We start from the raw sequence: 25,623 nt of genomic DNA, 5'->3' as shown, positions 1-25,623 counted from the left end.
GATTAAAAATGTCAATTGAAGGTATGAACATACTGCACGTAGCAGGAAATGTCAGCTATGGTATACTTGAAGCAGGCTCGTCGGTGGATCAGCTTGACATAGATATTGGAAATTCTGACAATATAGGTTTTAATTATTTCCATAACAAGTTTGGGATGCCATATGATTTTCTGCTAAAAAGCTCCCTGAGTTCAGGTCATTCATTATTTGTAGCAGTAGAAGGCAGCAATAAGCTGCTTGGTTTTGCAAGGTTTGAACAATTATCTGAGGAAACAGAAAAAACCTATCGTGGAAAGACCAATGTAGTGCATCATTCCATTCATCTGTTAAGAAGTGTTGAGATCCATCCTGCACACAGGCATGTTGGTATAGGGCGCCTTCTTTTTGCAACTTCTGTAAATCATTTAAAGACAAATGTAATAACAATGCCAGATAATCCTGGTGCTGCACGCTTCTTCAAAAATAAACTGGGATTTACGACACTTAATCCTAAAAGCAGCGGCCTTTCATCAAGGTATAAAGGATACCTGATGCTTCCGTATCCGCGTGCAAGAAACATGCTGAAAACAATGGCAGGAGATTATCCAAGAATGGTAATGCCTGAGCTGATTGGCAGCTATGAAGCTCTCAAGTTCAGACGAAACATGGGAAAAAACATTACTTCTGATGATATAAGTGATTTTTTGACATTATTTGAAAGTTCCAGAGAACTTCTGGATAGTAAACTGAAAGGCGAAATGAATTCTTTTATCAGGGGATTTGATTTAAAATAACTTAAAATTTCAGGTGATATTTTGGCAAATTTAGATGTCCAGCGTTTGCGTAAGAATTTATTAAAGTATTACGGGAAATTTAACGTATTACCGGCTAATACGTATGAATTATCCTCAAATATGGATGGCGGTAATTGTGCAGATATTATTGATGATATAACCAGTTATCTTCTAAAACCAGCTGAGAGAAACATAAGACTGGAGCTGTCTCAGATTTTCAAGGATTCTGAGAATCCGGAAATACCTTATTTTGAAGTTGTCATGGACATCATGCAGTTTATGAATGAATTTGTTGGTGATCCTCATACCGTGGAGCTTATTTTTGCCAGGGTCAATAATGACGTAGCAAGGAAAAAGCTTGAGGTTGAAGACAAGACCTATTATACTAATGAGGAATGGACTCCTGAAATTGCAGAGTCTGCAATGCAAAAACTAAGGGATATGGGCACTGAGAGGGATTATCAATTAATGGTAGACCAGCTTGCAGATGTGCTTTCTCATTTCACCGATGAGGAAGGTCTGAAAACAGTACGCATGCGACTTAACAATATTATCAAGAATCATTGTAAGCGTGAACTGGATGACATGACTCTTCATCTTTGAGTTCATTTTCCGTGACTATTTCAAAACTTTTATTAAATGCTTACTGGTGTTTCTCTTCTTATTTTTTATCTATTTTAACGGCGTTAAAATAAATAACGCTGTTATTTATTCAAAAGCTATAATGAATAAAAATGCAGTTAATTGATATAACTTGCAAAACATATTATGTAATTGGGGTCAGGGAATAAACACACTGGGGAGTGGGTTTAGTGAGTATTAATCATATAATGAAACCTGTGGTACATATATGATTAATATGCTTCAATTTAGCCTGAAAGAGGTTTGCCATGGATTATACCAACCAACAAAATCGTGGTTTACACCTCTCTTTCAGGCATAATTATAATAATGCTACAATGATAGTAATAATGCTATAATAATGGTTGCTTTGTGTTAGAAAAATCTACTACCTCCTGTAATTGTAATATAACAAGCATTTTTCCTGCAAAGCAACTTCTACAAAAGAAGAGGTGACCGGGATATGATACCGGACATATTCTGGTTAGCTCATGAAACTTAGAAATATGTCACTTTCATGTAATATTGATGTCCTCTTAAAAAGTGATTCCATCCTTTGTGATACTGAACTTGTGCTTACCTGCGATAAAATCACTTCCTCTTTCTTTGATTATCTCAAGGAAACGATAGTTACTCTCATCGTTATCTATGGTACCAAGTGTGATTACTGTATCAAAAAGATATGACCATTGACTTGATTTGATGTTTGCAGCAGGTATTTCACCTGTTGCTATCAGGAGAATATTATTGTCGTCAAACTCCTGAAAAAGGTTCTGTACAAAGGCGCGAAGCTCGGATTTATGGAATGGACGTTCATCAAAGGTACTTTCAATGTCTTCAAGTACATTCATTGTATCTATTACAACTCTGGATGGATTATCTTTCAGAATATTCTCATTGATGTATTCAAAGATTGCAAAATCACCTTTAGCTACAACATCTGAACCAATTGAAAAGATCTTTAGTTTGTCGCCTACAAGTTTTCCATCATAGAATGAGAATGAGGACATGGCTCTGACTATCTTTTCATTTGATTCCGATAATAGTGAGACATAAGCACACTTCTCACCTTTTCTGGCAGCATTGAAAAGTGATTGCATACACAAATTTGTCTTCCCAGTCCCGCAAGAACCTGCAATCAAAATGGATGATGGCTTAATCAGTCCCCCGTAAAGAAGATCATCCAGCTTTGCGATATATGATGGGCTTCTCATTTCATCCACTTTTTTTATTTATGTACTGATATTTTATAAGGTTGTCGTAATATTAAAAAGATTAACGTCAGTTTATCATTTAATATCAAATGTATTTAAGCAAGCTTATATATTATCAGCCCTATTAAATTGGATATTACAATCAAATAATTCTTCTTCATGTTGATTATCATGGCTGACCTTCAAAACAACAACGGGATTTTGGAATATCTTAATGATATAAACGAGCGTTTGAAATTACTGGAATTACGCATTGCAGATCTTGAAGCCCGTAATTCCCCGGCAATCAATGATAAAATGGCTGTTTTCCTGACAGTTCCAGATTCTATCCGTAAATCATTGTTTGCAGTTTCAAAACTGACTTCATGCACAGCAGATGAAGTGAGTGATATCACAGGAAGACATCGCTCAATAGAAAACAAATACCTTAATGAGCTTTACAGGGCCGGATGGCTTGAAAGGGAAAGAAAAGGTAAAAAGATCTATTATTCTCTGAGTAAGAAAGTTGAAAGCAAGAACAATGAACATTGGTCTGCGGTTGAAGAAGTAGAAACCAAACTTGACCAGTTACTTGGGTGAGTAAAATGCTTTTGAGTTTTCATTCTTATAAGGGTGGTACGGGTAAAACGACATTTGTTGGAAATCTGGGGGTCATGCTCTCTCAAAAGGGCAGCAAAGTTTGCATAATCGATACCGATGTAAATGGTCCGGGTCTGCATTCTTTGTTTGATATAAGATATGATATGACACTCATAGATTATCTGCAGGGCGTATGTAGTGCAGATGATATCGTTTATAAATACGGAGAAACTGATGTTTACGTAGTTCCTTCCAAAGCATGTGAAGAAGATATATCTGCAATGTTTAACACACCGGGTGAAGCAAGGGATAAATTACTTGCCCTGGTAAAGAAACTTGGAGAAAAACTGGATATCGATCATTTTCTTTTTGATTGTAGTCCCGGTATCAATAAGTCAAGTCTTTTAACCATGAATATAGTTGACAAGGCTGTAATTGTGTCAACGATTGATATTCAGGATATCAGGGGAACATATGTACTTTCCAGTATGTCTGCAAAACTGGAAACACATGCAGCTCTTCTGTTTAACAGGATACCAGCTGAAAAAAGAGATGATATAATGTCTATTGTTTCTGATTTCAGCAATAAGCTTGGAACAGAGCTTTTAGGACTTATTGCTTATGATGACTATGTTGCTAAATCATGGTCCAGAAAAATAGCAATGCAGGATGATCCTGAATGTGAATATTGCACTGAGTTAAAAAAGATAGCAGAAAAGCTTGTTAACTAAATAATTAAAAATCTGGATAGGATATGTTATAGGGATGTCCTGTATTCCTCAAGACTTTCTCCGACTATCCTGTCAAGTTCTTTCTTTTCTTCGGGTGTAAGACTGAAAATCTCTTTTATTTTGTTCATATCGTCCTGAAGCTGTGTTTCAAGATAGAGTTTGCCATTTTCTATGGAATATCTCATTTCAGGGGATCCATCTATGCTTTTAATTGTCTTGCTTTCTGTTAGCAGGAATACTTTTTTAAAATGAGGTATCAGTTCAGCCTTAACCAGTGGATTGCTGCATTTTTCACCAACCATGGCTATCATGGTGCTATCATATTCTTCACTTTTACGCAAAAGAATTGACAGGAAACGAATATATGGACGTGAATTCTGCTCCTTTTCAAGGTTGCTTATGTCTGATACGAGTATCAGGTGTTTTCCCTGGGTAAGCATCTTTTCAATTTTGATAAGTGCAGTAGTAAAATTCTTAAATATGTAGAATGAACTGGTATTATCTGGAAAATGCTTGCTTTCCAATTCATTTTCATTCCAGCAGATTCGGATTACGGGAATTTTTTCCTCATTTTCTATTTCCTGTGTGATAATTGTCACAAGTTCTGGTGCCTGCAAATCATCCTTATAACAAAAAACTGAACTTTTTCCCCTGAGCACAGCAAGAAAATCTACGAGTGTTCTCTCATGCGTACTAATACCCATCTCTATCGCTACCACTGCCATTTTATTATATGTGATGTATAATTATACTGTACCGGCGAGCATTTATACCTTTCTAATTGATACTGAACTCTCGATGGTTTTTAATTTTTAACAAAAGTTCATCTGATATTTTTGCATAAAGTATTCCTTTTTTCCGAAAGGGTTAATACCTATTGCAGCAGATTTTATTCGAGGTGTTTTCGTATGTCAAAGTTCCATAAAAGAGACTATGAGCGTAAAGGTGAAAAGAAGTACGAAGAACTAGATGCAAAGCTTATACAGGAAAACCTCGAAGATTTGAAATCCCCGGATGGTGAGATCGTAGAGTGACAATAACACTTGATATTGAACTGATCAATTCGGACCTTTCAAATAAAAAACTGACTGTTCCGGTTGATACTACTTATGAAAACGTTCTGGACATTCTTGGTATAAACCAGGAAACTGTCCTTCTTTTAAAAGATAAAAAAGCTGTTCCAATAGATGGAATTGCTGTGCCCGGTAATCTGACCATTATGTGTATTGCTTCACAGGGATGATCCTGACCGGACACACTCAAAAACTTACATTCTTTTTGTAATATCTTTAAGCTTGGTGATGGCGTCCATCGTTGTCTTTGTGTCTTCTATGATCTTCTGTTCATAGTGTTTGATGATATCTTCAACTGGAGCGGAAAGTCTGTAGATCTTAGTAGGTCTGCCTTTTCCAACTGTTTTCTTGTTGTGGATATCAATCCAATTTCTTTCACGCATATGCCTCATGGCAACGCTTACTTCTGGCTGTCTCAGACCGGTGCTCATCTCAATCTCCTGAGAAGATGCTTCTTCCACATTTGAAAGGTAGGTAAGTGTGGTTGCTACATTCCTGGACATTCCCAGGCTTTTCAGTGCTTCAATGAACTTGTAGTCTGTGTCATCAAGTATCTTTACTTCAAAATCTTTCATAATAACCCCTTATTACGTTATGCTCTAATGAGCTCTACCACCTAATATGACATTATTATATTTAAAGTTATATATGCGCAAAATTAAAGCAGATAATAATTAATAATCTTTTCTAAATATGATTAATTTATTCGACAATGTGAATATATTGTTCTTTAATAATATTATCGAGTCGAATTCAGCAACAGGCTTCCCATTGAAAATAGTCTCTCGAATCTTTTTCCCTATAATGTCATCGTTTCCTGGTTCAAGGCGTATCACTACGGAACCGGGATATATATGCTTCATGTGTGAGAATCCGTCAATATCCCCATCTGTAATTCCTATAATCGGAATCCTTAGTCTGTAGAGAATGTCAGCAGCAATGTCTGTTGTATCATCACCTATAGTTACTGCAATATCTGCATCACCTATTAGTTCAAATGTCCTTTCTGCCTCATGGTCGATGATAACGGCTTTTATCTTTCTTAAGCGCTGGTTTCTTTTATTGGTGCTGGGTAGGAAATGTACAATTTTTTCGGAAGCTTCGTGTGATTTTTCCGGAGTTTTTTCTCTCCTGCGAACAGAGAACTTACCACTTCTTAGAGGTCCGCTCTTGACCCAGCATGTACGTAAGTCTATTGGAATTCTGTTATTGTAACCATGAAGTTTTTCAAGGCCATGTTCCTTTATTCTGGCACCTTCAATTTCGCGGATAAAGCCATTCTCACTGATGATACGGATATATTCGGACTCTGCAAATCCTACGATTATTCCGTTGACCATGATCTTTTCACCTACGTGGACGCCGTACACGTTTCTTATGATTCGATGTCCGTGGTCTTCTATACTGATTGGTGTGACAAGTTTAGGGACGTCTTCAAGTTCCATGCCAAACATTTTAGAAAACCTTTCAGCTTCATCCGTGGATTTAAAGTTCCAGGGAACCACTTTGCCATCTGCCAAACCAGGACGTTCAATCTGGATGAGTGGCTTTACATTTCTGTCTTTAATTCTTGAAATGACAATATTTGCAAAAAGAAGACCATTCTCAGTTGTCTTGCCATGGTTTAGTAGTATGACCAGATCCTTTGTCAGGAAGAATTCTTCTATGCACCTGCTGGGTTTGAGACTTTTACTTATATCTATTATGTTCTCAAGGTGTGCATCAAGAACTGCAGTTTTCCCGATGGTTCCTGCCATAACAACAGAAATGTCTCCAAGCTTCTTTATCCTGCTAATAAGTTTTGCAGCCATTCCGGAATCTACTACATCGGGTCCGTGCACGACAATGCCTATTTCCATGATAGGTATTCAGTCTCCCAACTTAAATTAATTATTACGTCTATTATTGCTCACATTGTAGTATCTGAGACTATATCTAATATTGAATTCATTGTTGTTCCTGTCGATAAACTCTTATTCCGCTGTACTGTTTTTGCTACATGAACAATGTTGTACTTACCTGGATTGGACATTCATGTTTCAGGATAGATGTGGATGACATCATGATCCTTATCGATCCATTTATAACAGGAAATCCTTCGGCAAAGGTCAATGTGAATGACCTCTGTCCGGATATTATTGCAGTTACTCACGGACACTGGGATCATCTTGGAGATACTGTGCAAATTGCTAAAAGAACAGGATGCACAGTTGTTTGCATACATGAGTTGTCCCAGTACCTGAAGTCTAAGGATATAAAAACCGAAGGTATGAATATTGGTGGGACAATTGTCATTGGGAATATAAGTTTTACAATGACCAATGCCATGCATTCTTCTTCTATTGATGAAGCCGGAAGGGAGATAGATGGTGGCAAAGCCGCAGGTTTTGTTATAAAAGCAGGTGAAAGGTCAATCTATCATGCAGGAGACACCGGACTATTTGGCGATATGGCACTTATATCCAGATTGTACAATCCGGAAATTGCACTTCTTCCTATAGGTGGGCGTTATACCATGGGACCTGAAGATGCCGCACTGGCAGTGGAGATGTTGCGTCCGGAAATAGTTGTACCAATGCATTACAATACCTATGAAGCTATTTTACAGGATTCACAGTATTTTGCAAGTCTTGTAAAAACAGTGTCCAATGCGGATGTATTTATTATGGAAATTGACTCTCCAATTATTTTATAATGTATCCGCTATAAAATAATTAATTATTCATTTATATACTACGGATAGCTTTATATTTCATTATGTCGAAGGATGATTAGGCAAAAGTCGAGTTACATTTATTTATAACATATATCCCCTCTAGTTCTCGTCATACGGCTTTTGCCACTATAATTAGATTCTGTTGATATTTTGTTCTTTAACTTATGTGCCGCATGATTTATAGGTACTCGGAATAAACTGTACTATTATCTATTATTTAAGGGTTTGCGTTTATTATTCGACTCAATTAGTCTTTATCAATCATTATTAATATATTTTTTAGAAATGTAACTATGTTTCCTATTATTATATATGGAATCGAGTAATTAAGACAACAAAAATGCAATAATGTTGCTTTTTATGTAACAGTGAGAACTATCGAGTAGTGGTAACTATGGATTATGGATTTACGGACCTTGTAAATATAGCAGAACTACGTGAACTTATGGATGGGTTCTGTAAGGATTATAGTATATCCTACACCGTACTTGATACACTTAACAACACAGTTCTGTTCTTGCCTGGAAGTCAGTTTGTACCTTGCAACAGGGAAAACACAATTCAATGTTCAATGTCCGGCGCTCTGCATTATGCAAAAGAGAACTCAGATGCTTTATCAGATGCTAAAAATAACAGAAAAACCTATAATTTATACCGATGTGACCATGATCTGATGCATGCCATGTTTCCATTTGTTTTTGAGAACAGGCACATTGCCTCGATTTATATTGGTCCTTTCCTTCAGGAGCATGAAATAGGTTGTAAGGGAGTTGTGTGTGATGTGCCGGTTCTTTCCAATTCAGACCTGGAGATGTTTATATCACGTTCATACAAATTCCTGGATTTACTTGTAAATGCCGGAAAGCTCAATTTGAAACTCAAAAATTATGAGGCACGTTTTATCGAATATGAAAAAGAGCTTTCTTCAAACAGCGATAAATTAAGTTCTTTAGATAAGATGAAAAAAGAACTTATATCAATTTTCAGTCATGAAATGAGAACACCCCTGTCAATTATTAAAGGCTATAATGAACTTCTCTATGATGGTATCCTGGGACCGGTTTGCAATGAACAGGCCGAAGCCCTTGATAAATCCCTTCTTAATATTAACAAACTTGAAAGGATAGTCGATTCTCTGCAATATATGGGAAATGACCACTCAGATATGCACATATATGATTTCCTTCCGTTGAACCTTTCTGACCTTGTAGAAACTACTCTGGTGCATTCTGCACGTGCACTAAAAGAAAAGAACCTGCAATTGCATACGGAATTTCCTGATGATATGCCTGTTATTCATGGTGACAGCAAAAAACTGTTCCATGCATTGAGTTATCTTCTGGATAATGCAATAAAATTCTCTCCGCAAGGCAGTACGATATCCATATCTGCAAAACAGGAAGAAGACCGCCTGTATCTGAGCATCAGGGATAACGGAGTCGGTATTGCTGAAGAGAATATTCCCCGGATATTTGAGGAATTCTACCAGAATGACAGTTCCCTGACAAGAAAGTATTCAGGTATGGGACTTGGACTTAATATCTGCCAGAGGATAATCAATTGTCATAAAGGCAATATCCGTGTTGAGAGCAGAATTAATGAAGGCTCAACTTTCCACATTGATCTGCCTTTGATTGTTTCGGAAGACAATGTCTTTTATCAGGCTGAATGAATCAGTTTAGTTGACTAAAAAATGACAGACAAAAAATAGGTGTGGGCAATTAATGCCCGAATTTTAAGTTAACTCTTTAATTTCTATTTCTTGTAGCAGACATCAAGGTGTTCCTGTGGTGTTGGTTTTGTCATAAGACTGACAACAATAGCTACTATAAATGCAATTGGGGTAGCTACAAGTATCGGGTCTACGACTGTCCAGGTTCCTGTGAGTATGGTGTCAACACCAAAAAGGGCTTTACTGATTCCAAGTGGGGCAGCTTCTGATTTGTGCACAAAAGCCAGCCAGAAAAGACTACTGAAGGTTCCTACAAGAAGACTTGCGATTGCCCCTTCTTTTGTCATACGTTTCCAGAACAAAGCGCCTGTGTACATTGGCAGGAATGCTGCTGCACAGAGTCCGAAGAAGATTGCAGTTGCACGGGCGATGATACTAATTGGAAGTATGTATGCCAGTACGACACTTGCAAGGATGGTGAATGCAATTGCTGCTCTTGTTATGTTGATGGTCTGTCCAAGCTCTCCCTTTTTAATGAATTCACGGTAAAGGTCATGTCCTATTGAGGTTCCCATTGTGTGGAACTGTGAACTGAGAGTTGACATCGCTGCTGCCAGAAGGGTCAGCAGGAAGAAGACTACAAAGTAATCAGGCATTGCACTGTTAATATATTCAGGCATGATTTTATCGATGTTTCCACCTGCAACCTCAAGGGAGATCATTCCCTGGGTGTTGAAGAAGTAAACATTTGAAAGTGCACCGACAATATATGCGACACCTGCCATCATGAAGATGAAAGGACCGCCTGAAAGAACAGCTCTTTTCAGGGAACGTGTGTTCTTTACGGTCATAAACCTCACAGCAAGCTGTGGCTGTGCAAGTACACCGATACCGACACCAAGTATAATTGTTGATACAAGTGTCCACCATGTTGGTGAACCAAATGCCGGCATTGTGGTCCAGCCGGTGTGACCGATAGCTGCAAAGTTATCCGGTACTAGATATGCCATATTTGTGAGTGCCTGGTGGGCTTCGGTAACTCCGCCAAGTTTGGAATAGGTTATTATGAGCAAAATTGCCATTCCTACAAACATAAGGGCACCCTGCAGGGCATCTGTGTACATAACAGCAATTAGTCCGCCTGTGATTACATATGCTGCAACTATTATTGCAAGAATTAAAATCGCGATATTATAATCGATGTTCAGGGCGGTTTCCATGAAACGTGCACCACCAATCAGCACACTGCCTGCATACAGTGGCATGAATATGGTGATGAGTGCACCTGAAAATCCCTGGATGAACCTTGACTGGAACCTTCTTCCAATAAGTTCAGGGAAGGTGACAGCCTTGAGGTTTACACCCATACGTCTGGTTCTTGATCCAAATACTACAAAGGCGATAAAGATTCCCACGAAAATGTTCATGAAAACCAGCCACAGTATTCCAAGACCAAATGCTCCGGCATAACCTCCGAATCCTATGATGGCTGATGTACTGATAAATGCAGCACCATAGGAGAATGCGAGTACGAAAGGATTCACTTTCCTTCCTGCAAGCATGTAGTCATCATTGTCTTTTGTTTGTTTGTAACCGACCCAGCCCAGGTAGAAAACCACCATCATGTAGGCTAGTACGGCCAGTCCGAGAATAGGAGTACTGACAGCCATCAGTCTTCCTCCCCGTCGTCATCGTTCCAGTGTATAAGTCCATAGATGATGCATCCGATGGCACTTACAAAGCATAAGATATATGCAATCCATATTTGTGGGTCTGTTATTCCCAGCATAATTAGCAACTCCAATAGTAATAATGTCAACTGTTACCATGAAACATACTTTAACTTTTCGATATAATTGAGGAATTAAAAATATCTGTAATGGCATAAATTTTAAATAAAAAAGAGTCACACTATATTTTAGTGTTAAAAACAAGTAGTGTTTGTAACACTGACCTAAAACGGTGCAATGACAAAATCATGTCAGGCACTTCCTCTAAAAAGAGGACATTGCACGTCTTTTTTCTGCGGGCTATATAAGTCCGCTCCTCCTTATTATTGCTAATCAAATAATTTTGATAGATAAATCTCTACCAAAAAAGGGTTTATAGCTAAGTAATCCCTCTACGATTAACTGCATAAAATAAACCATTTATAAGTTGTTTTAAGTTTATTTCGTGAGCAGTAGGCACTATTAACTTCGCAAAAATAGAATATGCTTAAATATGATGCCTTCTCAACGGTACTTAGTTGAGGCAGGAATTTTAAGGCACAACCAACTGTGTACCACCCTTCCCCCCAAACCATTAAAATCCTGCTTCAATTATTGTTGGCCACACTTTCCAGCACCATCCACATCCATTTTGTGGTCAACAATACTTGTTCTTTTAATTCATTGTTTGCAATTAATAAGTCATCAGCAGTTGACTTTTGCCTTTACAAAAACCGCCCTGCTTATCTGTTGCGTCTCAACTGAGAAACCTGCTTTTTCAAAGTGGTCTACCCAGTCCTGAATACCTCTTTCAGTTCCATGATGATGGTCCAGAGGCTCAACTGCCAGTACCGTACCGTTCTTTGAAACTACTCTCTTTACCTCAGAGAGTGCCTTTGGAATATCATCAAGGTGATGTAACATAAAGAAGCATGTCACGGTTTCGTAGCTTTCATCATCAAAAGGAAGCTCATAAACGCTTTCAGCCTTGAATGCCGCATTTTTAATATCATATGCAAAAGCGTTCAGACGGCACTGCTCCATGGTTTTTTCCAGAAGATCAATTCCCATTACCTGTGAATCAGTATTCATCCTTGCCATCTGTAAGGTCAGGCTGCCAACTCCACATCCTACATCAAGTATGGTTTTACCATTAGCTTCCGGAAGTGCAACTTCCATGGTCTGTTTCTTCAATAGTTCCATGCCTGCTTCCGGAAAGTCGGCATCCTGTTTGTCAAATGATGTGTAAGGGACAATACCATAAACCGGAGCATGGTTAGCTGCAAAAAGCCCTTTGAAATAAATCTGCTTGCCATTGATTTTTATAAGTTCAACAACAGACACGCCTGCCGTTTTGCAGAACCTTTTGTTCCATTCATCCCTCTTTTCCGGGAATTTCATATCAAGAGGGGCATGGACAACTATGTAATGCGTGTATTCTTCATAAACCAGACTTTCTGCATCTGTGTCCTCAAGCTCAACAATGCTTACACTCTCTTTCCAGAGAGCAAGGAGCTGCATTGTTTTTTCATCTGCAAAATTTGATACTTTTCCAATGGCTTTCAGTGACATACTGCACACATTTGCATTTTTAAGATATACCTTTAGTGGTTACCGGGTTCTTACTATTATAGCAAGTAGTTTTTATTCAATGTATTTCAAAATCATTTGAAACCATAACCTATAAATAGCATTTCAACATATTTTGAAATAATGACATCTTACATCATAGACCTGGCTTACATTGGCATTGCATCGGTCAGGGAGTACCTTGCATTGCACGTACTTCTTTGCCTTATTCCTGCCTTTTTCCTGGCAGGGGCAATAGCTTCACTCTTCTCGAAAGAGTCCGTACTGAAATTTTTCGGGGCTGACGCACCAAAATATGTTTCCTATTCGGTTGCCGCCGTTTCCGGTTGTCTCCTCGCAGTGTGTAGCTGCACGGTCCTGCCGCTTTTTGCAGGAATCTATAAGAGAGGCGCTGGGATCGGCCCAGCAACTACGTTCCTGTTCTCAGCCCCGGCTATTAATGTACTGGCCATTGTTTATACTGCTAAGATTCTCGGATATGATCTTGGTGTTGCACGAGCTGTCATTGCAATCCTGCTATCAATATTCATCGGCCTTGTAATGTCCTTTGTGTATGAAAGAAAGGATGTTGAGAAAAAAGGAATAAAGACATTCGGTGATGAAAAGCACGCTCACACTGTATGGCTTTTCCTTTTGCTGCTTGCAATCCTTGTAACTCCTGAGATTCTCACAAGCTGGTATCCAATGCTTGCTGTGGAAATTCCACTGATACTTATCACAGTATATGTATCCCTTAAATGGTTTGACAGGGATGAACTTGAAAGCTGGATGGGAGAAACCTGGTTCCTTGTAAAACAAATCACACCGCTTCTGCTTATCGGTGTCTTCTTTGCAGGTATCATTGTTGAGCTTCTTCCGGCAGAATACGTTGTGGAATACGTTGGTGGCAGCAATGTAACTTCCTATATCATTGCTTCAGTTGCTGCGGCTCTTATGTACTTCTCAACACTGACGGAAGTCCCTATCATAAGTGCACTTACCATTCTTGGAATGGGAAAAGGTCCGGCTCTATCAATGCTGCTTGCAGGTCCTGCATTGAGTCTTCCGAATATGATAGTAATAAACAGGATAATGGGATTTCAGAAAGGAATGACATACATAGGTCTCGTTGTCGTGGTAGCAGCAGTGGCAGGATATGTGTTTGGAATGTATATTCTATAAGCAGGCAATTCCAGATGTTCAAAACTGAAATTAAAAACTCTAAAAGATTAAGTCTAAAAGACCCGGTGCTAAGATGAGAATATTATTGATATCCGACATCCACGGAAACAAGGAAGCTCTTGATGCTGCAATGTCAGTTTCTCATGACATGGTGGTCTGTCTTGGTGATCTGGCAGACTACGGTCCATCACCATCAGAATGTATTGATTTTATCATGGAGAACAAAATTGAATCAGTTCTTGGAAACCATGATGCTGCCGTAGGTTCACGTATAGAATGTGGCTGTGGATACAAGTATAAACATCTTTCAGTTGCAACCCGTGATTACACATGGGAAGTGACATCTGAAAAACAGATGGATTTTTTACGTCATCTTCCATTCAGCATTCAGAAAGAAATTGATGGATTAAAACTGTATTTCACACACGGAAGCCCGAGGTCTAATTATGAGTACATGAGACCGCAAACTCCTGATGATGAATTTGAAGAAATGATATGTGGAATTGAGACAGATGTTCTTTTCATAGGACATTCACATCAGCCGTTTGTCAGGAAATTTAAAGATATGCTGATAGTAAATCCTGGTTCAGTAGGCCAGCCAAGAGATGAAAACTGTAAAGCCAGTTGTGCGGTTTTTGACACAGTTTCAGGTGAAGCTGAGTTAATCAGACTTGATTATGATATTGACAAAACATGCCGGAAAATTAAAGAATCAATGCCTCACCCTGAGGAACTGATAGCTATATTAAAGAGAGGGTACTGACATTTCATTACAAGTCTCATTAAAGGACAGGATGTATTCTAATGGTATTTGTTGCAGTTTACGATAAAAAATGTACAGGCTGTGGTTCATGCGTGGATGCATGCCAGAACGATATTCTTGAGCTTAAAGATGGAATCTGCTTCCCGGCAAGGATGAAGTCATGTAAATATTGCCTGGATTGCGTTGCAGCCTGTGATTTTGACGCTATAAAAGTATTCCCTTAAGTAACTGGAAAAATGTTAAAATTTGAAATTCAATAAAGGAGATAAAAGTATGAAAATAGAAATTCTGGGTTCAGGTTGTGCAAAATGTAACAAGACAAAGAAGTTTGTTGAAGAAGCAGTTGCACAGGCTGGCGTTGATGCGGAGATAGTTAAAGTTGAGAATATGGATGATATTATTGCATACGGTGTTCTCATAACTCCTGCTGTTGTAGTTGACGGTGAAGTTAAGATCGTTGGCAGAGTACCAAAAGTCGACGAAGTCCTTGAATGGATCAAAAACTAAGGTGATGAGGTTTTCACATGTCTGAAGGCGTAAAATGTTCATGTGGTTCTGATCATGTAGGAATTTTTCCATGTGCAGGTGCTTCCAATGTTGGCCAGCTAAGCAATGCAGTTGCTGTGGAATTGCACAAGCAGGGTACAGGTACAATGATGTGTACTGTTGGCATTGGTGGAAAAAAGACAGGTCTGCTCAAATCCGCAGAAGGCTGTGAGCGTATCATTGTCATCGATGGTTGCCCTGTAAATTGTGCTAAAGCAACAATGGAAGAAGCAGGTATCGAAATAGACAGACACATTCTGCTTTCAGAACAACTTGATATTAAAAAGAACAAGGATCTTGATCTTGACCCGCAGCAGGTTCAGGATGTACTTGCAAAAGTCTCAGAACTTCTCTGAGACTCTATATTTTTCAAATAGGTTTAGTTTTTGTTAACCTGAATTTGTTTCCAAATTATTTTTTAGATTTCCACAATCTCAACATCAAGTTCAGGATCCAGCAGTGCAACGGTACGTTTGCCAGTGAGTACTCCGGCTGTTTCACCAGGGTTAATCAGAAGCGTGTCATTAATTTCAGTAACACCGGCGTGGTGGGTGTGCCCTCTTACAACCACATCGAAATCCCCGGATTCTGCAAGAGAATCAACAGGTGCTTCATATATTCCGTGAATAAGTGCGATACGCATTCCTTCGATCTCAAGATCACCAAAATCGCCACAGCATTCCGCACCAATTTCATCAAATTTCTGTTTTAGGAGTAACCTGTCACCGTCATTATTCCCAAATACAAAGTACAGGTCTGCCTCAAGTTTGCTGAAAGCAGATGCAGTAAAAGGTGATATTATATCACCTGCATGCAGAACGGTTCTTACTTTCTTCTTATTGAATAATTCCACAGCAGCTTTGATAGCATCCATATTGTCATGTGAATCACTCATAATTCCAATCATTGGTTAATCTCTCCTCCCATTTACCTCTAATTAGAATAGTTTGCAGAGGATTTATTCTTTTTCAGACCGGTATTCTTTTTTTTATCACAATCTTTCCCGGCGACCCAGAAGGACTACTAATGAAATAGAAAACATGCATAGAAGAATACCATTTTGGGATAGTTTTGCAAAACCGGTTTTATCCTTTATGCAGGCAGATGTGGAATCAGAAACATCTTCTATTTCAATCTCCTCTATTTGTTCATTGCTATCATAAGTTGAAGCAGCATTAACAAGATCGTTTTCTGACTCACTTTCCTTTTCCGTATCTGCCAGATTTGCTACATCTGCCGTAATTGCAAACGGGGAGAATCCAGGAGTTTTTGCCTCAAAGAAGTAGAAATCATTGTCTTCCCCGGTCATTTCGGTTTCAAGTATCTGCCACTCATTATCATGGTAGCGGTTCAGACGGATGTCAGTTGTTTTAACATTATTAACCTGCACCCATTTTTTGTGTACAGCAAAGGAGATCTTCATGTTTTCCATATTGCTTTCAGTTGCGTATCCTGCTTTTCCTATCCAGATGTTCATATTTCTGTAGACAAGACCCTCTGGCTTGTATGAAACTGTTGTTGACACATCTTTAAGGATCTCAATGGTGGTGCTGATAAAACCTGCATTCTTAAGTGAGGTGTAGCTGATGCTTTTTACAGGATTATTGCTGTCATCAAAATTGTAAGTGACATCGCTGTTTCCTGTGATATACAATTTGTTGACTTCCTTAAGTTCAATATTGTCGGTGCTCTCTCCTGTGTCTCCACCACCGCCACCTCCTCCACCGCCGGAACTGGCTGATGCATCTTCTGTGGTATCTGTGGTGGAAGTTCCGATAACAATAACCTGTGAATTTTCCACGGTAACCGGGACTTCATTGCCGCTTGCGTCACTTATTATTACATTTGACAGGCTGATACTACTTTCCCCTGCCTGGTCACATGCTGTAAAAGTGATATGTGCAAAGTTTCCGGGAGATTCTATCACAGCCTGCCCCAGGGTGACTGCAAACAGTCCGCTGATAAGTCCCTGCTGGTTATCAACTGTGCCGGGAATAAAAATAGACATAACAGAATTCCTGTCAAAGAAATCGCCTTCTTCAACATTAGTTACTGTTATTACACTGCTGTCAAATTTGAGATCAAGCTGTGCACCTGCAATTGCTGTAGATGGTGTTATGTTGATATAAATTTCAAAATCATCTCCTGCATGTACTTCCTGTGATACCAGTTCAACACTTACGACAGAAGATGCAGATGCCGGAAAAATAAGAATACTTAGAAGAATTGTTGTAACTATTATCTGAATATTCAGAAATCGTGGTTTTAATTGCAGCTTTGTTTTTCTGCTATATTCCCGTTCTTTTCGTACCCTGGTCATTCTCACACCTTTATGTGAGAAATAAATTAGTTATTATATATTTATATTTTATTATTTATGTTGGATACTTAGCAGTATAGATGACAATTTTAAATCATTGCTCTTCAGGAGCCAGTTCGTTTTGAAAAAAGGTCTAAATGCAGGCACTATTATCCAATCTCTCTGCGGATAACTCTTCCAGAGACAGATCGGCAATACAGTTCATGCAAACTCTTTTGCTGCGTATAAGAAGTGCATTTTTAACCGTTTTTCCACATATTTCACATGTGTGCATTTTCCTCTCAATGCAAATTATGGGTTCGTATGATTTAAGCTTTGTTCCCGGAAAGATAGTTTTCCCTTGTGAGGAGAAAATAATGTGAGTCACTATCTTTTTTTTGAACACCGGTCTGCCATTGCATTCCGATTCGTTTTGCAAGGTTCATGGATGCAATATTTTCAGGATGGCAATAAATGCAGATCCTGTCAATATCAAGAACAAGTATCATGTATTCAATTAATTTGTCCATGGCTTCGGTTGCAAATCCATTATTCCTGTATTCAGGGTCAAGGGCATAATATATCTGTGTATCATTTGAGAAATCAACAGCAGCAAATCCACAGGATCCAATAACATTCCCACTTTCCTTCAGGCAGATAGCCATTGCAGCAACAGGTTTTTCAGTTGTATACGAATCTATGAGCATTCCAAGAAAAGCTTCTGTTTCTTCCTGACTCGTATTTGAGGGCATATCGGTTAAACCAATAACCTCTTTATTGTTCAGGAATTGATGCAACTGTTTAAGATCGTCTTCAGTATATCTTCTAATAATGAGACGATCCGTTTCCAGCCTTTGGGGAATCCTCATGCTTTGCTATTTTCCCGACTCATACAAAAAAGTTTTGAAAAATTCCCGCAGGTTTAAAGTAAGCCGGCAATTTTCAGGAAGTTGCTGAAGAGTGTATAACCATTGTTGCTGTATTCCCCGTCCAGCTCATAAAAATCCTGCAAAAGCATGTTTCTGTCAAGCTCCATAAGTTCAGGGTCGTTGTCCAGCCAGACTTCAAACATTTCAGGTGTAAGCTCAAAATGACCCTGAATTCCATAGGCATTCTTACCTGCTTTGATTATCTGGTTTTTGCAATATTTTCCGGTACCCAGCAGTTCTATGTTATCAGTGAGATCTACTGTTTCACCGTGCAGGTGGAATATCTTCAAAGGATTTCCAAGCCCTGCAAACAGTGGATCATTTACAAATTCATCCTGAATGTTTACAGAATAATACTCTCCATCTTCGGATGTGAACCCGATTTCCCTTACTTCATTTTTGCGAATAAGAGCTCCCCGGGACTTTGCAAGAGTCTGCATTCCAAGACATATTCCAAGATAAGGAATTTCCAGGTCAATCGCCTTTTCTATCATTGCAAGTTCCTGGTGCATTTTTTCAGTTTTATCATTGGCACTGTCCGGCCCGCCAAATACAATGAGTGCAGAATAATTGTCAGGTTCAGGAAGATTATCTCCCGCATCCAGATCTACTATGTGGAAACCAATATTGTTTTCATGCAGTATTTTTTCCAGTATCCCGGGTCCTTCCCTGGTGATGTTCTTTACGATAAGCAGGCTCATGAAGACTTAGTATGCAGCATTCGGATAAATGATTTATGAATAAGTTCAGCTATGGAAAAATCACAGCAGTTGTAAAAACAGAATAATAAAAGAGTACCCTGAACAGGATTCCATATTTCGTTTTTTGCCAGGAATCCCGTTCAACGGGTCTGCATACCGGAAAACTCCGGTAACCACCAACCAACTTTTTACCAACCAACCAATCTATCGTACCATACGATAAGAGTAATGCCTGCACGGCTTTTTAAGTCTGATTTTTTTATATTGTAATCAAACTTATTATCTGTTTACCTTGAATTCATTATACATAAATATATCGTTTTTTCAGGATATGCTAATTCTCATAATGATGATGCAGTACTTATTATACTTATTTATTGCTGTATATTTCTGATACAGCCAGCTCAAGGGCGTTCGAATAAAAATGATAGGCTTCATCGTTAAAGCAGATTAACCTGATATCATCAAGCAAGCAACCGTTTTTCATATGTTCAAGAATAGTCCTCACGGCCAGCACAGATGCCCTGTAAACAGGAAAACCATAGGCTCCAATGCTGATTCCAGGGAATGCGATACTTTTGATGTCATATTCCTCTGCCAGCAGAAGGGAATTCCTGTAAGCTCTTACAAGAAACTCGTCCTCTTTCTGATGTCCTCCATTCCATATGGGTCCAACCGTATGTATTACCCATCTGGCAGGGAGCAGATAGCCTCCGGTAATCTTTGCTTCGCCGGTAGGACATCCTCCAAGGGTTCGGCATTCTTCCAGAAGTTTTTCTCCTGCTGCATGGTGAATGGCACCGTCAACACCTCCTCCTCCAAGCAGGGAATTGTTGGCTGCGTTTACTATTGCATCAACTTCCTGCTCAACGATATCACCCAGGATAACACTGATAGTATCATGATAGCTCATGCTAGTTCCTCATTTTATCATGTATTTGCAGATTTTACTATAAAATGAGATTATCAAGATAGTTCTTATCTTTGTTGTGTGATATATTTTATACAGAGCAGGCAGTTTATTGTAAGATCGAGGAGAATTATTTCAGTACCAGTTGCAGAGTGGCATTGTAGAATTGCATTGCAGAATGGTATTGTAAGATGGCATAATAGTTGAATGGAAAATGGCAGGTAGACCTATGGATGAAATCACAGAAATCATACTTTCACATTTCAGGGAAGTCAGTAGCATACCACGATGCTCAAAGAATGAGGAAAAAATTGCCATGTGGCTTAAAGGATGGGCATTGAATCATGGTTTTAGTGTAAAGTTTGATAGTGTGAACAATATTGTTATCGGAGTTCCGGGTTCAAAAGGATGCGAATACCTGCCTTCAATTGTGATACAGGGTCACATGGATATGGTCTGTGAGAAGACTCAGGAAAGTGAACATGATTTCAGCAAGGATCCGATAATTCCTGTTGTGGACGGTGAGTGGCTCAGGGCACAGGGAACAACCCTGGGCGCTGACAACGGAATAGCAATAGCTATTGCACTTTCACTTGCAGAAGATAAAAGTTTACGACATCCCCCACTTGAGCTTCTATTCACAGTGGACGAGGAAACAGGTCTGACCGGGGCTAATGCTCTTACGCCTGATTTCATCTCCGGTGAAATATTGCTCAACGTAGATTCTGAGGATGAGGGTATTTTTACAGTAGGATGTGCCGGGGGTCTTAATACTAAAATTGAGATGCCACTCGTTTTTTCATCTCTGCCTGAAAACATGCTGAGTTTCAACCTGATGGTAGATGGTCTTGCAGGCGGTCATTCAGGTGTTGATATTCATGAAGGGCGTGCAAACGCCAATAAACTAATTGCAGGTGCGCTAAGCCTGATTGCTGGCAAAATGGATCTCAGAATTCAGGGTATAAATGGTGGCTCTGCTCATAATGCAATTCCACGATATGCTCAGGCAACTGTAGCTGTTCCAGCTGATAGGCAGGATGAATTATCTGCAATTGTGTCCGAATATGAAAGCAAATTGAGGTCTGAGTATTCAGAGATTGAATCCGGGATTTCCATTAGAATTGAAGAATCTCCGTCTTCTCTTTCTCCTCCTATTTCTCCTTCTTCTGATTTGCAAAACGAAGGAGCAGATTCTGAAACAACAAACCGGATAATAGGACTTTTGCAGGATCTTCCACATGGAATTGCTTCAATGTCCAAAGATGTGGAAGGACTGGTTGAAACATCAAGCAATCTGGCTACTGTAAATATCAAAGGTAGAGACAAAGAGACAGGCAAAGATGAAGATGGAAAACTTATAATTGTCTCAAGCCAGCGCAGTTCCGTTGATTCTGGACTGGCAGTTCTTACTTCATCAATCGAAAAAACTGCAAAAAAATATGGTGCAGCTTATGAACATAATTCCGGTTATCCACCGTGGCAGCCAGATATGTCTTCACCTTTACTGAAACGCTGCATGGAAGTTTATTCCTCTGTTTTTGATGAAAAGGCAAAGATAGAAGTGATTCATGCAGGTCTTGAGTGTGCTGTTATCGGTTCAAAGTATGAGAATATAGATATGATATCCTTCGGACCTACAATTAAAAATCCCCACTCACCGGATGAATGTCTTTACATTCCTTCCATCAGGAAAATATGGGATTTCATGGTAGTGCTACTGGAATCTTTTACTGAAAAAGAGGAAAAGAAAAAAGGTGGAAAAGGTAAAAAGAAAGGAAAGGCTAAAAAAGGCACAAGCAGAAAGTAAGAATTGAGAAATAAGAATCTCGCAGATCCTGAAAACCCCAGTTATCCCGAAGTGTTTGGCGAAGCTGGCGTTTTCCCATGAGCCTGAATTATATTGTCTGCATCATGTCCCGAATATTTGTAATAATCTTCTGCATAGAAGCGTAGGAATGTACCGTCTTCGGCAGATGCTTCTTTGTTTTTTAGTTTACAGGTTGTTTTTTGGAACTGGCATCCTAAATAGTTTTTTAGGTCATTATTATAATCTATCAGTTACAATATTATTTTATGGAAGGTTTTCCAAGACCGGTACTACTGGTAAGCAGGTGTCTTGAGTTTGATAATGTGCGGTATAACGGGCAGAAGGTCAGCTCTCCTATTGTCCGGGATCTGATGCAATTTGCAGATATGAAAATAGTTTGCCCGGAAGTTGAAATTGGTCTTGGTGTCCCAAGGGAAACACTGAGGATTGTCAGGATAAACGGTGAACATAGGCTTATCCAGACAAAGGGAGGCCTCGATTTCACAGAGAGGATGAATAGTTTTGCTGAAAAGTTCCTTGATGAATTGGGAGAGGTTGATGGTTTTATTTTCAAAGGACTTTCTCCTAGCATGGGTCTTGGGAATGTGAAGGTCTATGGCAAGGCTGAAATGTCCCCGGTTGTTGAAAGGTCTTCAGGATTTTTTGCAGGACATGTTATTGACAGATATCATGGATATCCTATGGAGGAAAGTGAAAGGCTGCTTAACGTACACATCAGGCATCATTTCCTGACAAGTCTCTACGCCTTTGCACATTTTAGGCAAATAAAGAACCAGGGTTCTATGGACTTGCTTATGGACTTTCACAGGAAGAATGTTTTTCTTTTCATGTCATACAGTCCGCTGTTGTTAGATAAAATGTCAGGACTTATTTCAGGAACAGAAAATGAAAAAATGGTTTTTGACGAATATACTTCGCTTTTGAAGGAGATGCTGAGAAAACCAGGTTCTGAAGTCCTGAAAATTGAAACTGCAAAGAAGATGCTTTTAACTTCTGATGACAAAGACAATAACGAAATTCTTTTCTTTGACAATATGCTTAGGCGTTTTAGTGAAAACAGAATAAGCTGGGATGCTGTTATAGAAGTTCTCAGGATGTTTTCTTTCAGGACTCTTGGTGAAGAGTCGCATAAGGACAGGTTCTTGTATCCTTATCCTGAGGAACTGAAAGCACCTGTGGATGAAAGCAGGGGAAAAGATTACTGGGATAACGAATGGAATAAAGAGTAAAGGGTGAAATGATGAACAAATTCGAACTTGAGGTAAGTTATTGCATCGACTGCAAGAAGTGCTGGGATGTTTGTCCTGTGAATAAAGTTACAGAAGGTAATATTTACACTCCGCAGGGCAAAATTGAGAGTCTTGCAAAGATTGCTGCAGGTGAGGAACTTACACAGGAAGAGTACGACAACATCTATCTTTCAACTCGCTGTGGTGCATGTGATGATGTGTGTCCGGTGAATATTCCAATCACAGACATAATCCAGTATGAAAGGCAACTACTGGCAGAGCAGGGCAGGGAGCCTGCAAAGACCACGGCAATTTCAAATAACATAATTGAGCACAACAGCCCAGGAGCCAAAGATCCTGAAAAGAGATTTGACTGGATAACCGATGATCTTGGCATTGCAGAAAGTTCAGAGATAGCTTACATGGCAGGCTGCTGGGTCTCATACAGCCAGCCGGACATTGCCAGAGCTACAATCCGCCTGCTTAATCATGCTGGAATAAGACCCATGATACTTAAAGAAGAGAAATGCTGCGGACTTTTCCTTCTTGATAATGGGCATCTTGAAGATCTTGCAGAGCACGCGAAAAAGTTCGTTGATTATATAGAATCACTTGGGGTGAAGAAGGTAATAGCTTCCTGTCCAGGTTGTTACATGGTTCTTGGTAAGGAGTATCCAAAACTCTATCGTGAACTGAATTTTGAGGTTGAGCATTCCCTTAATGTGTTTAAGGACATGATAGAAGATGGTACACTTAAACCAGAGAAGCTAGAACTGACTGTTTCTGTAAGGGATGCGTGTCCCATGAGAGATTCAAAGGATGTTCCACGTAGTATTCTTGAAAGCATGGGTGTGAAAGTCAATGAACTTTTTGACGGAGAACAGGTATGCTGTGGCGGACCAGGTGGTCTTAAACCTAATTTCCCGGAGATAGCTGATGATATTGCCATGCTGACGGTTCAGGGTTATAAGGACAAGGCTGAGATGCTGGCTTCATACTGTCCTTTCTGTGTTCATCATATGGAAGGGGCCTGCAAGTCAAAGGATGAAGAAATGAAAATTAAGGATGTTTCGGTGCTGCTGGCGGAAAGTGTGTTAGGTGAGGATTTTATTAGAAAATAAAAACCTGATACTACAGGATTTACTGTTCTTGCAGGAATCTTATTTGTTTCAATTGTTTACTTTTTGAGCAAAAGGCAGTAATTTGAATGGAGAAAAGCATTTTTAATGTTTTTTTTCTTATTTTTCCAATCATATTTTTAAATGTATTTTTTGTTTCGATGAGTCTTTATTAAATTAAATTAAATGGATCTCCTCAAGATTGAGTGGGTAATTTAATATTCTGTTCATCCAATCCATATTGGATGGACGATAAACTCTTGATTCAAATGGCTCTGGGAATAACCCCTCCATGGTATGTGAAAGACATTGATCTTAATGTTTCTAAGAAAAGAATGGATATTTATCTAGATTTTACCAAGGGAACGAAGTTCCCTTGCCCAGTTTGCAACAAACTGTGTGATCTCCATGATACCAAAGAAAAAGTATGGAGACACCTTGATTTCTTCCATCATGAAACATACATTCATGCACGAGTTCCCCGAACAAAGTGTGATGGAGATGATGTAAAACTTGTAGAAGTTCCATGGACAAGACAAAATACTGGATTTACATTATTTTTCGAAGCACTAATCGTTGCAATGTCCAAAGAAATGAGTGTTTCTTCAATTGCTGAATTGATCAATATTCATGAAAATTCTGTATGGATAATTCTAGCTCATTATGTTGAAGAAGCCAGAGCAAAGATGGATCTCTCTGAGTTAGATACTATTGGAGTAGATGAAATATCTGTCAAAAAAGGTCACAGCTATGTGACCTTGTTCTATGATCTAAATCAATCAAGAGTAATTCATATTGAAAATGGAAAGAAAAGAAGTGTTTTCAAGAACTTCAGGGAAGTTCTTTCCAGAAAAATAGACCCTGATAATATCAAGTATATTTCAATGGACATGTATCCTGCTTTTAGGGGTGGAGCAAGGGAATATTTCCCAAATGCTAAGATCGTTTACGATAAGTTCCATATTGTCAAAATGATGAATGATGCAATTGATAAGGTTCGAAGAAAGGAGTATCAAACAAATAAAGATCTGGGTAAAACGAGATTCATGTGGTTGAAAAATCCTGAAAATCTATCGGATAGGGAAATAGCTAAGATTCGATCAATCAAAGATTTGGATACTAAAACAGCAAAAGCTTACAGATTTAAGCTTGGACTTCAACGTCTGTGGGATATAAAAAATATAGAGGTAGCGAGGGAATATCTTGACAAATGGCATTATTGGGGAACACATAGCAACATCAAGGAAATTATCACATTGGCCAAGATGATTAAAAGAAATTCTCATGGGATATTGGAATCAATCAAACAAGGTATCAGCAACGGTGTTGTTGAAGGATTGAACAACAAAATTAAAACTGCTTTTAAGAGATCATATGGATTGAAGACTGAGAAGTGTAGGAATACAATGATATTCTTGATGGCGGGTAAACTTCGTTTACCCACACGATGTTAAAGAGAGC

The 25,623-nt window shown here is 38.9% G+C and carries 29 protein-coding genes; 17 read left to right on the top strand and 12 right to left on the bottom strand.

Going from position 1 to position 25,623, the window contains the following annotated elements:
• Nucleotides 1–8 precede the first annotated feature (8 nt).
• Nucleotides 9–773 (top strand): GNAT family N-acetyltransferase, encoded by a 765-nt coding sequence (locus tag V7O61_RS08975; protein ID WP_023843855.1) that lies wholly within the window; start codon nucleotides 9–11, stop codon nucleotides 771–773.
• A 21-nt stretch (nucleotides 774–794) separates the two neighbouring features.
• Nucleotides 795–1,376, top strand: a complete 582-nt coding sequence (locus V7O61_RS08970; protein ID WP_023843854.1) for a hypothetical protein — start codon at nucleotides 795–797, stop codon at nucleotides 1,374–1,376.
• A 554-nt stretch (nucleotides 1,377–1,930) separates the two neighbouring features.
• On the opposite strand, the gene V7O61_RS08965 is transcribed toward V7O61_RS08970, so the two are convergent.
• Nucleotides 1,931–2,608, bottom strand: a complete 678-nt coding sequence (locus V7O61_RS08965) for an ATPase domain-containing protein (protein ID WP_288070252.1) — start codon at nucleotides 2,606–2,608, stop codon at nucleotides 1,931–1,933.
• A gap of 171 nt (nucleotides 2,609–2,779) precedes the next feature.
• Here V7O61_RS08965 and V7O61_RS08960 point away from each other — a divergent pair, with 171 nt between their 5' ends.
• Both V7O61_RS08960 and V7O61_RS08955 read left to right on the top strand, forming a co-directional pair.
• Complete coding sequence (locus V7O61_RS08960; protein WP_288070245.1) at nucleotides 2,780–3,187, top strand: hypothetical protein; 408 nt, start codon at nucleotides 2,780–2,782, stop codon at nucleotides 3,185–3,187.
• A gap of 5 nt (nucleotides 3,188–3,192) precedes the next feature.
• Nucleotides 3,193–3,918: a MinD/ParA family protein gene (locus V7O61_RS08955; protein WP_407282087.1), complete on the top strand. Its 726-nt coding sequence runs from the start codon at nucleotides 3,193–3,195 to the stop codon at nucleotides 3,916–3,918.
• 26 nt (nucleotides 3,919–3,944) lie between these two features.
• On the opposite strand, the gene V7O61_RS08950 is transcribed toward V7O61_RS08955, so the two are convergent.
• Nucleotides 3,945–4,643, bottom strand: a complete 699-nt coding sequence (locus V7O61_RS08950; protein ID WP_407282088.1) for a hypothetical protein — start codon at nucleotides 4,641–4,643, stop codon at nucleotides 3,945–3,947.
• Between the two features lie 183 nt (nucleotides 4,644–4,826).
• Here V7O61_RS08950 and V7O61_RS08945 point away from each other — a divergent pair, with 183 nt between their 5' ends.
• Nucleotides 4,827–4,952 carry a hypothetical protein gene (locus V7O61_RS08945; RefSeq protein ID WP_023843849.1) on the top strand — a complete coding sequence of 42 codons (126 nt, stop codon included), beginning with the start codon at nucleotides 4,827–4,829 and terminating at the stop codon, nucleotides 4,950–4,952.
• Nucleotides 4,949–5,161, top strand: a complete 213-nt coding sequence (locus V7O61_RS08940; protein WP_023843848.1) for a hypothetical protein — start codon at nucleotides 4,949–4,951, stop codon at nucleotides 5,159–5,161. Before V7O61_RS08945 ends, V7O61_RS08940 begins: the two co-directional genes overlap by 4 nt.
• Nucleotides 5,162–5,185: 24 nt before the next feature.
• Here V7O61_RS08940 and V7O61_RS08935 read toward each other — a convergent pair whose 3' ends face one another.
• Nucleotides 5,186–5,566 (bottom strand): transcriptional regulator protein, encoded by a 381-nt coding sequence (locus V7O61_RS08935; RefSeq protein ID WP_407282090.1) that lies wholly within the window; start codon nucleotides 5,564–5,566, stop codon nucleotides 5,186–5,188.
• Between the two features lie 99 nt (nucleotides 5,567–5,665).
• Entirely contained in the window at nucleotides 5,666–6,850 is a 1,185-nt protein-coding gene (locus tag V7O61_RS08930; protein ID WP_023843846.1) for a DUF2117 family protein, read from the bottom strand.
• Nucleotides 6,851–6,990: 140 nt separating this feature from the next.
• On the opposite strand from V7O61_RS08930, the gene V7O61_RS08925 reads away from it, so the two are divergent.
• Together V7O61_RS08925 and V7O61_RS08920 are read left to right on the top strand one after the other, a co-directional pair.
• Nucleotides 6,991–7,686 carry a metal-dependent hydrolase gene (locus tag V7O61_RS08925; RefSeq protein WP_407282091.1) on the top strand — a complete coding sequence of 232 codons (696 nt, stop codon included), beginning with the start codon at nucleotides 6,991–6,993 and terminating at the stop codon, nucleotides 7,684–7,686.
• Between the two features lie 415 nt (nucleotides 7,687–8,101).
• On the top strand, nucleotides 8,102–9,379 hold the full coding sequence (locus V7O61_RS08920; RefSeq protein ID WP_407282092.1) for an ATP-binding protein: 1,278 nt from the start codon (nucleotides 8,102–8,104) through the stop codon (nucleotides 9,377–9,379).
• Nucleotides 9,380–9,462: 83 nt separating this feature from the next.
• Here V7O61_RS08920 and V7O61_RS08915 read toward each other — a convergent pair whose 3' ends face one another.
• The 3 genes from V7O61_RS08915 to V7O61_RS08905 form a co-directional block, all read right to left on the bottom strand.
• Entirely contained in the window at nucleotides 9,463–11,049 is a 1,587-nt protein-coding gene (locus V7O61_RS08915; protein ID WP_407282093.1) for a sodium:solute symporter, read from the bottom strand.
• Entirely contained in the window at nucleotides 11,049–11,168 is a 120-nt protein-coding gene (locus V7O61_RS08910) for a symporter small accessory protein (protein ID WP_023843839.1), read from the bottom strand. The genes V7O61_RS08915 and V7O61_RS08910 overlap by 1 nt, the downstream gene beginning before the upstream one ends.
• Nucleotides 11,169–11,793: 625 nt before the next feature.
• On the bottom strand, nucleotides 11,794–12,660 hold the full coding sequence (locus V7O61_RS08905) for a class I SAM-dependent methyltransferase (RefSeq protein ID WP_023843838.1): 867 nt from the start codon (nucleotides 12,658–12,660) through the stop codon (nucleotides 11,794–11,796).
• Between the two features lie 141 nt (nucleotides 12,661–12,801).
• On the opposite strand from V7O61_RS08905, the gene V7O61_RS08900 reads away from it, so the two are divergent.
• The 5 genes from V7O61_RS08900 (at nucleotide 12,802) to V7O61_RS08880 (ending at nucleotide 15,504) form a co-directional block, all read left to right on the top strand.
• Nucleotides 12,802–13,839, top strand: coding sequence for a permease (locus tag V7O61_RS08900; RefSeq protein ID WP_023843837.1), 1,038 nt, complete (start codon nucleotides 12,802–12,804; stop codon nucleotides 13,837–13,839).
• A gap of 73 nt (nucleotides 13,840–13,912) precedes the next feature.
• The gene (locus tag V7O61_RS08895) at nucleotides 13,913–14,602 is read left to right on the top strand and encodes a metallophosphoesterase (protein ID WP_023843836.1); all 690 of its coding nucleotides are present in this window, start codon (nucleotides 13,913–13,915) and stop codon (nucleotides 14,600–14,602) included.
• 41 nt (nucleotides 14,603–14,643) lie between these two features.
• Complete coding sequence (locus V7O61_RS08890; protein ID WP_288068723.1) at nucleotides 14,644–14,826, top strand: 4Fe-4S binding protein; 183 nt, start codon at nucleotides 14,644–14,646, stop codon at nucleotides 14,824–14,826.
• 49 nt (nucleotides 14,827–14,875) lie between these two features.
• Complete coding sequence (locus V7O61_RS08885) at nucleotides 14,876–15,109, top strand: thioredoxin family protein (RefSeq protein WP_023843834.1); 234 nt, start codon at nucleotides 14,876–14,878, stop codon at nucleotides 15,107–15,109.
• 17 nt (nucleotides 15,110–15,126) lie between these two features.
• A complete protein-coding gene (locus V7O61_RS08880; protein ID WP_023843833.1) occupies nucleotides 15,127–15,504 on the top strand; it encodes a putative zinc-binding protein in 378 nt (125 codons plus the stop codon).
• 62 nt (nucleotides 15,505–15,566) lie between these two features.
• Here the strand turns inward: V7O61_RS08880 and V7O61_RS08875 are convergent, their stop codons facing one another.
• From V7O61_RS08875 to V7O61_RS08855, 5 genes are all read right to left on the bottom strand, one after another.
• Entirely contained in the window at nucleotides 15,567–16,055 is a 489-nt protein-coding gene (locus V7O61_RS08875) for a metallophosphoesterase (protein WP_407282094.1), read from the bottom strand.
• Between the two features lie 84 nt (nucleotides 16,056–16,139).
• Complete coding sequence (locus tag V7O61_RS08870; RefSeq protein ID WP_407282095.1) at nucleotides 16,140–17,468, bottom strand: PGF-pre-PGF domain-containing protein; 1,329 nt, start codon at nucleotides 17,466–17,468, stop codon at nucleotides 16,140–16,142.
• Nucleotides 17,469–17,776: 308 nt separating this feature from the next.
• Nucleotides 17,777–18,316: a GNAT family N-acetyltransferase gene (locus V7O61_RS08865; RefSeq protein ID WP_407282096.1), complete on the bottom strand. Its 540-nt coding sequence runs from the start codon at nucleotides 18,314–18,316 to the stop codon at nucleotides 17,777–17,779.
• A 53-nt stretch (nucleotides 18,317–18,369) separates the two neighbouring features.
• Entirely contained in the window at nucleotides 18,370–19,077 is a 708-nt protein-coding gene (locus V7O61_RS08860; RefSeq protein ID WP_407282097.1) for a type 1 glutamine amidotransferase, read from the bottom strand.
• A 370-nt stretch (nucleotides 19,078–19,447) separates the two neighbouring features.
• A complete protein-coding gene (locus V7O61_RS08855) occupies nucleotides 19,448–19,990 on the bottom strand; it encodes an O-acetyl-ADP-ribose deacetylase (protein WP_407282098.1) in 543 nt (180 codons plus the stop codon).
• A 226-nt stretch (nucleotides 19,991–20,216) separates the two neighbouring features.
• Between V7O61_RS08855 and V7O61_RS08850 the strand changes: the two genes are divergently transcribed.
• The 4 genes from V7O61_RS08850 to V7O61_RS08835 all read left to right on the top strand — a co-directional run bounded on the left by V7O61_RS08850 (nucleotide 20,217) and on the right by V7O61_RS08835 (nucleotide 25,616).
• Complete coding sequence (locus tag V7O61_RS08850; protein WP_407282099.1) at nucleotides 20,217–21,794, top strand: aminoacyl-histidine dipeptidase; 1,578 nt, start codon at nucleotides 20,217–20,219, stop codon at nucleotides 21,792–21,794.
• 266 nt (nucleotides 21,795–22,060) lie between these two features.
• Entirely contained in the window at nucleotides 22,061–23,044 is a 984-nt protein-coding gene (locus tag V7O61_RS08845; protein WP_407282100.1) for a YbgA family protein, read from the top strand.
• A gap of 8 nt (nucleotides 23,045–23,052) precedes the next feature.
• On the top strand, nucleotides 23,053–24,165 hold the full coding sequence (locus V7O61_RS08840; protein ID WP_407282101.1) for a (Fe-S)-binding protein: 1,113 nt from the start codon (nucleotides 23,053–23,055) through the stop codon (nucleotides 24,163–24,165).
• Nucleotides 24,166–24,407: 242 nt separating this feature from the next.
• The gene (locus V7O61_RS08835) at nucleotides 24,408–25,616 is read left to right on the top strand and encodes an ISL3 family transposase (protein WP_023843742.1); all 1,209 of its coding nucleotides are present in this window, start codon (nucleotides 24,408–24,410) and stop codon (nucleotides 25,614–25,616) included.
• The last annotated feature ends 7 nt before the right edge of the window (nucleotides 25,617–25,623 follow it).

This window comes from Methanolobus sp. WCC1 (assembly GCF_045690315.1).
Lineage (GTDB): Archaea > Halobacteriota > Methanosarcinia > Methanosarcinales > Methanosarcinaceae > Methanolobus > Methanolobus tindarius.
The sequence above is the reverse complement of the archived record's forward strand: the minus strand, read 5'-3'. Positions and strand labels throughout refer to the sequence as shown.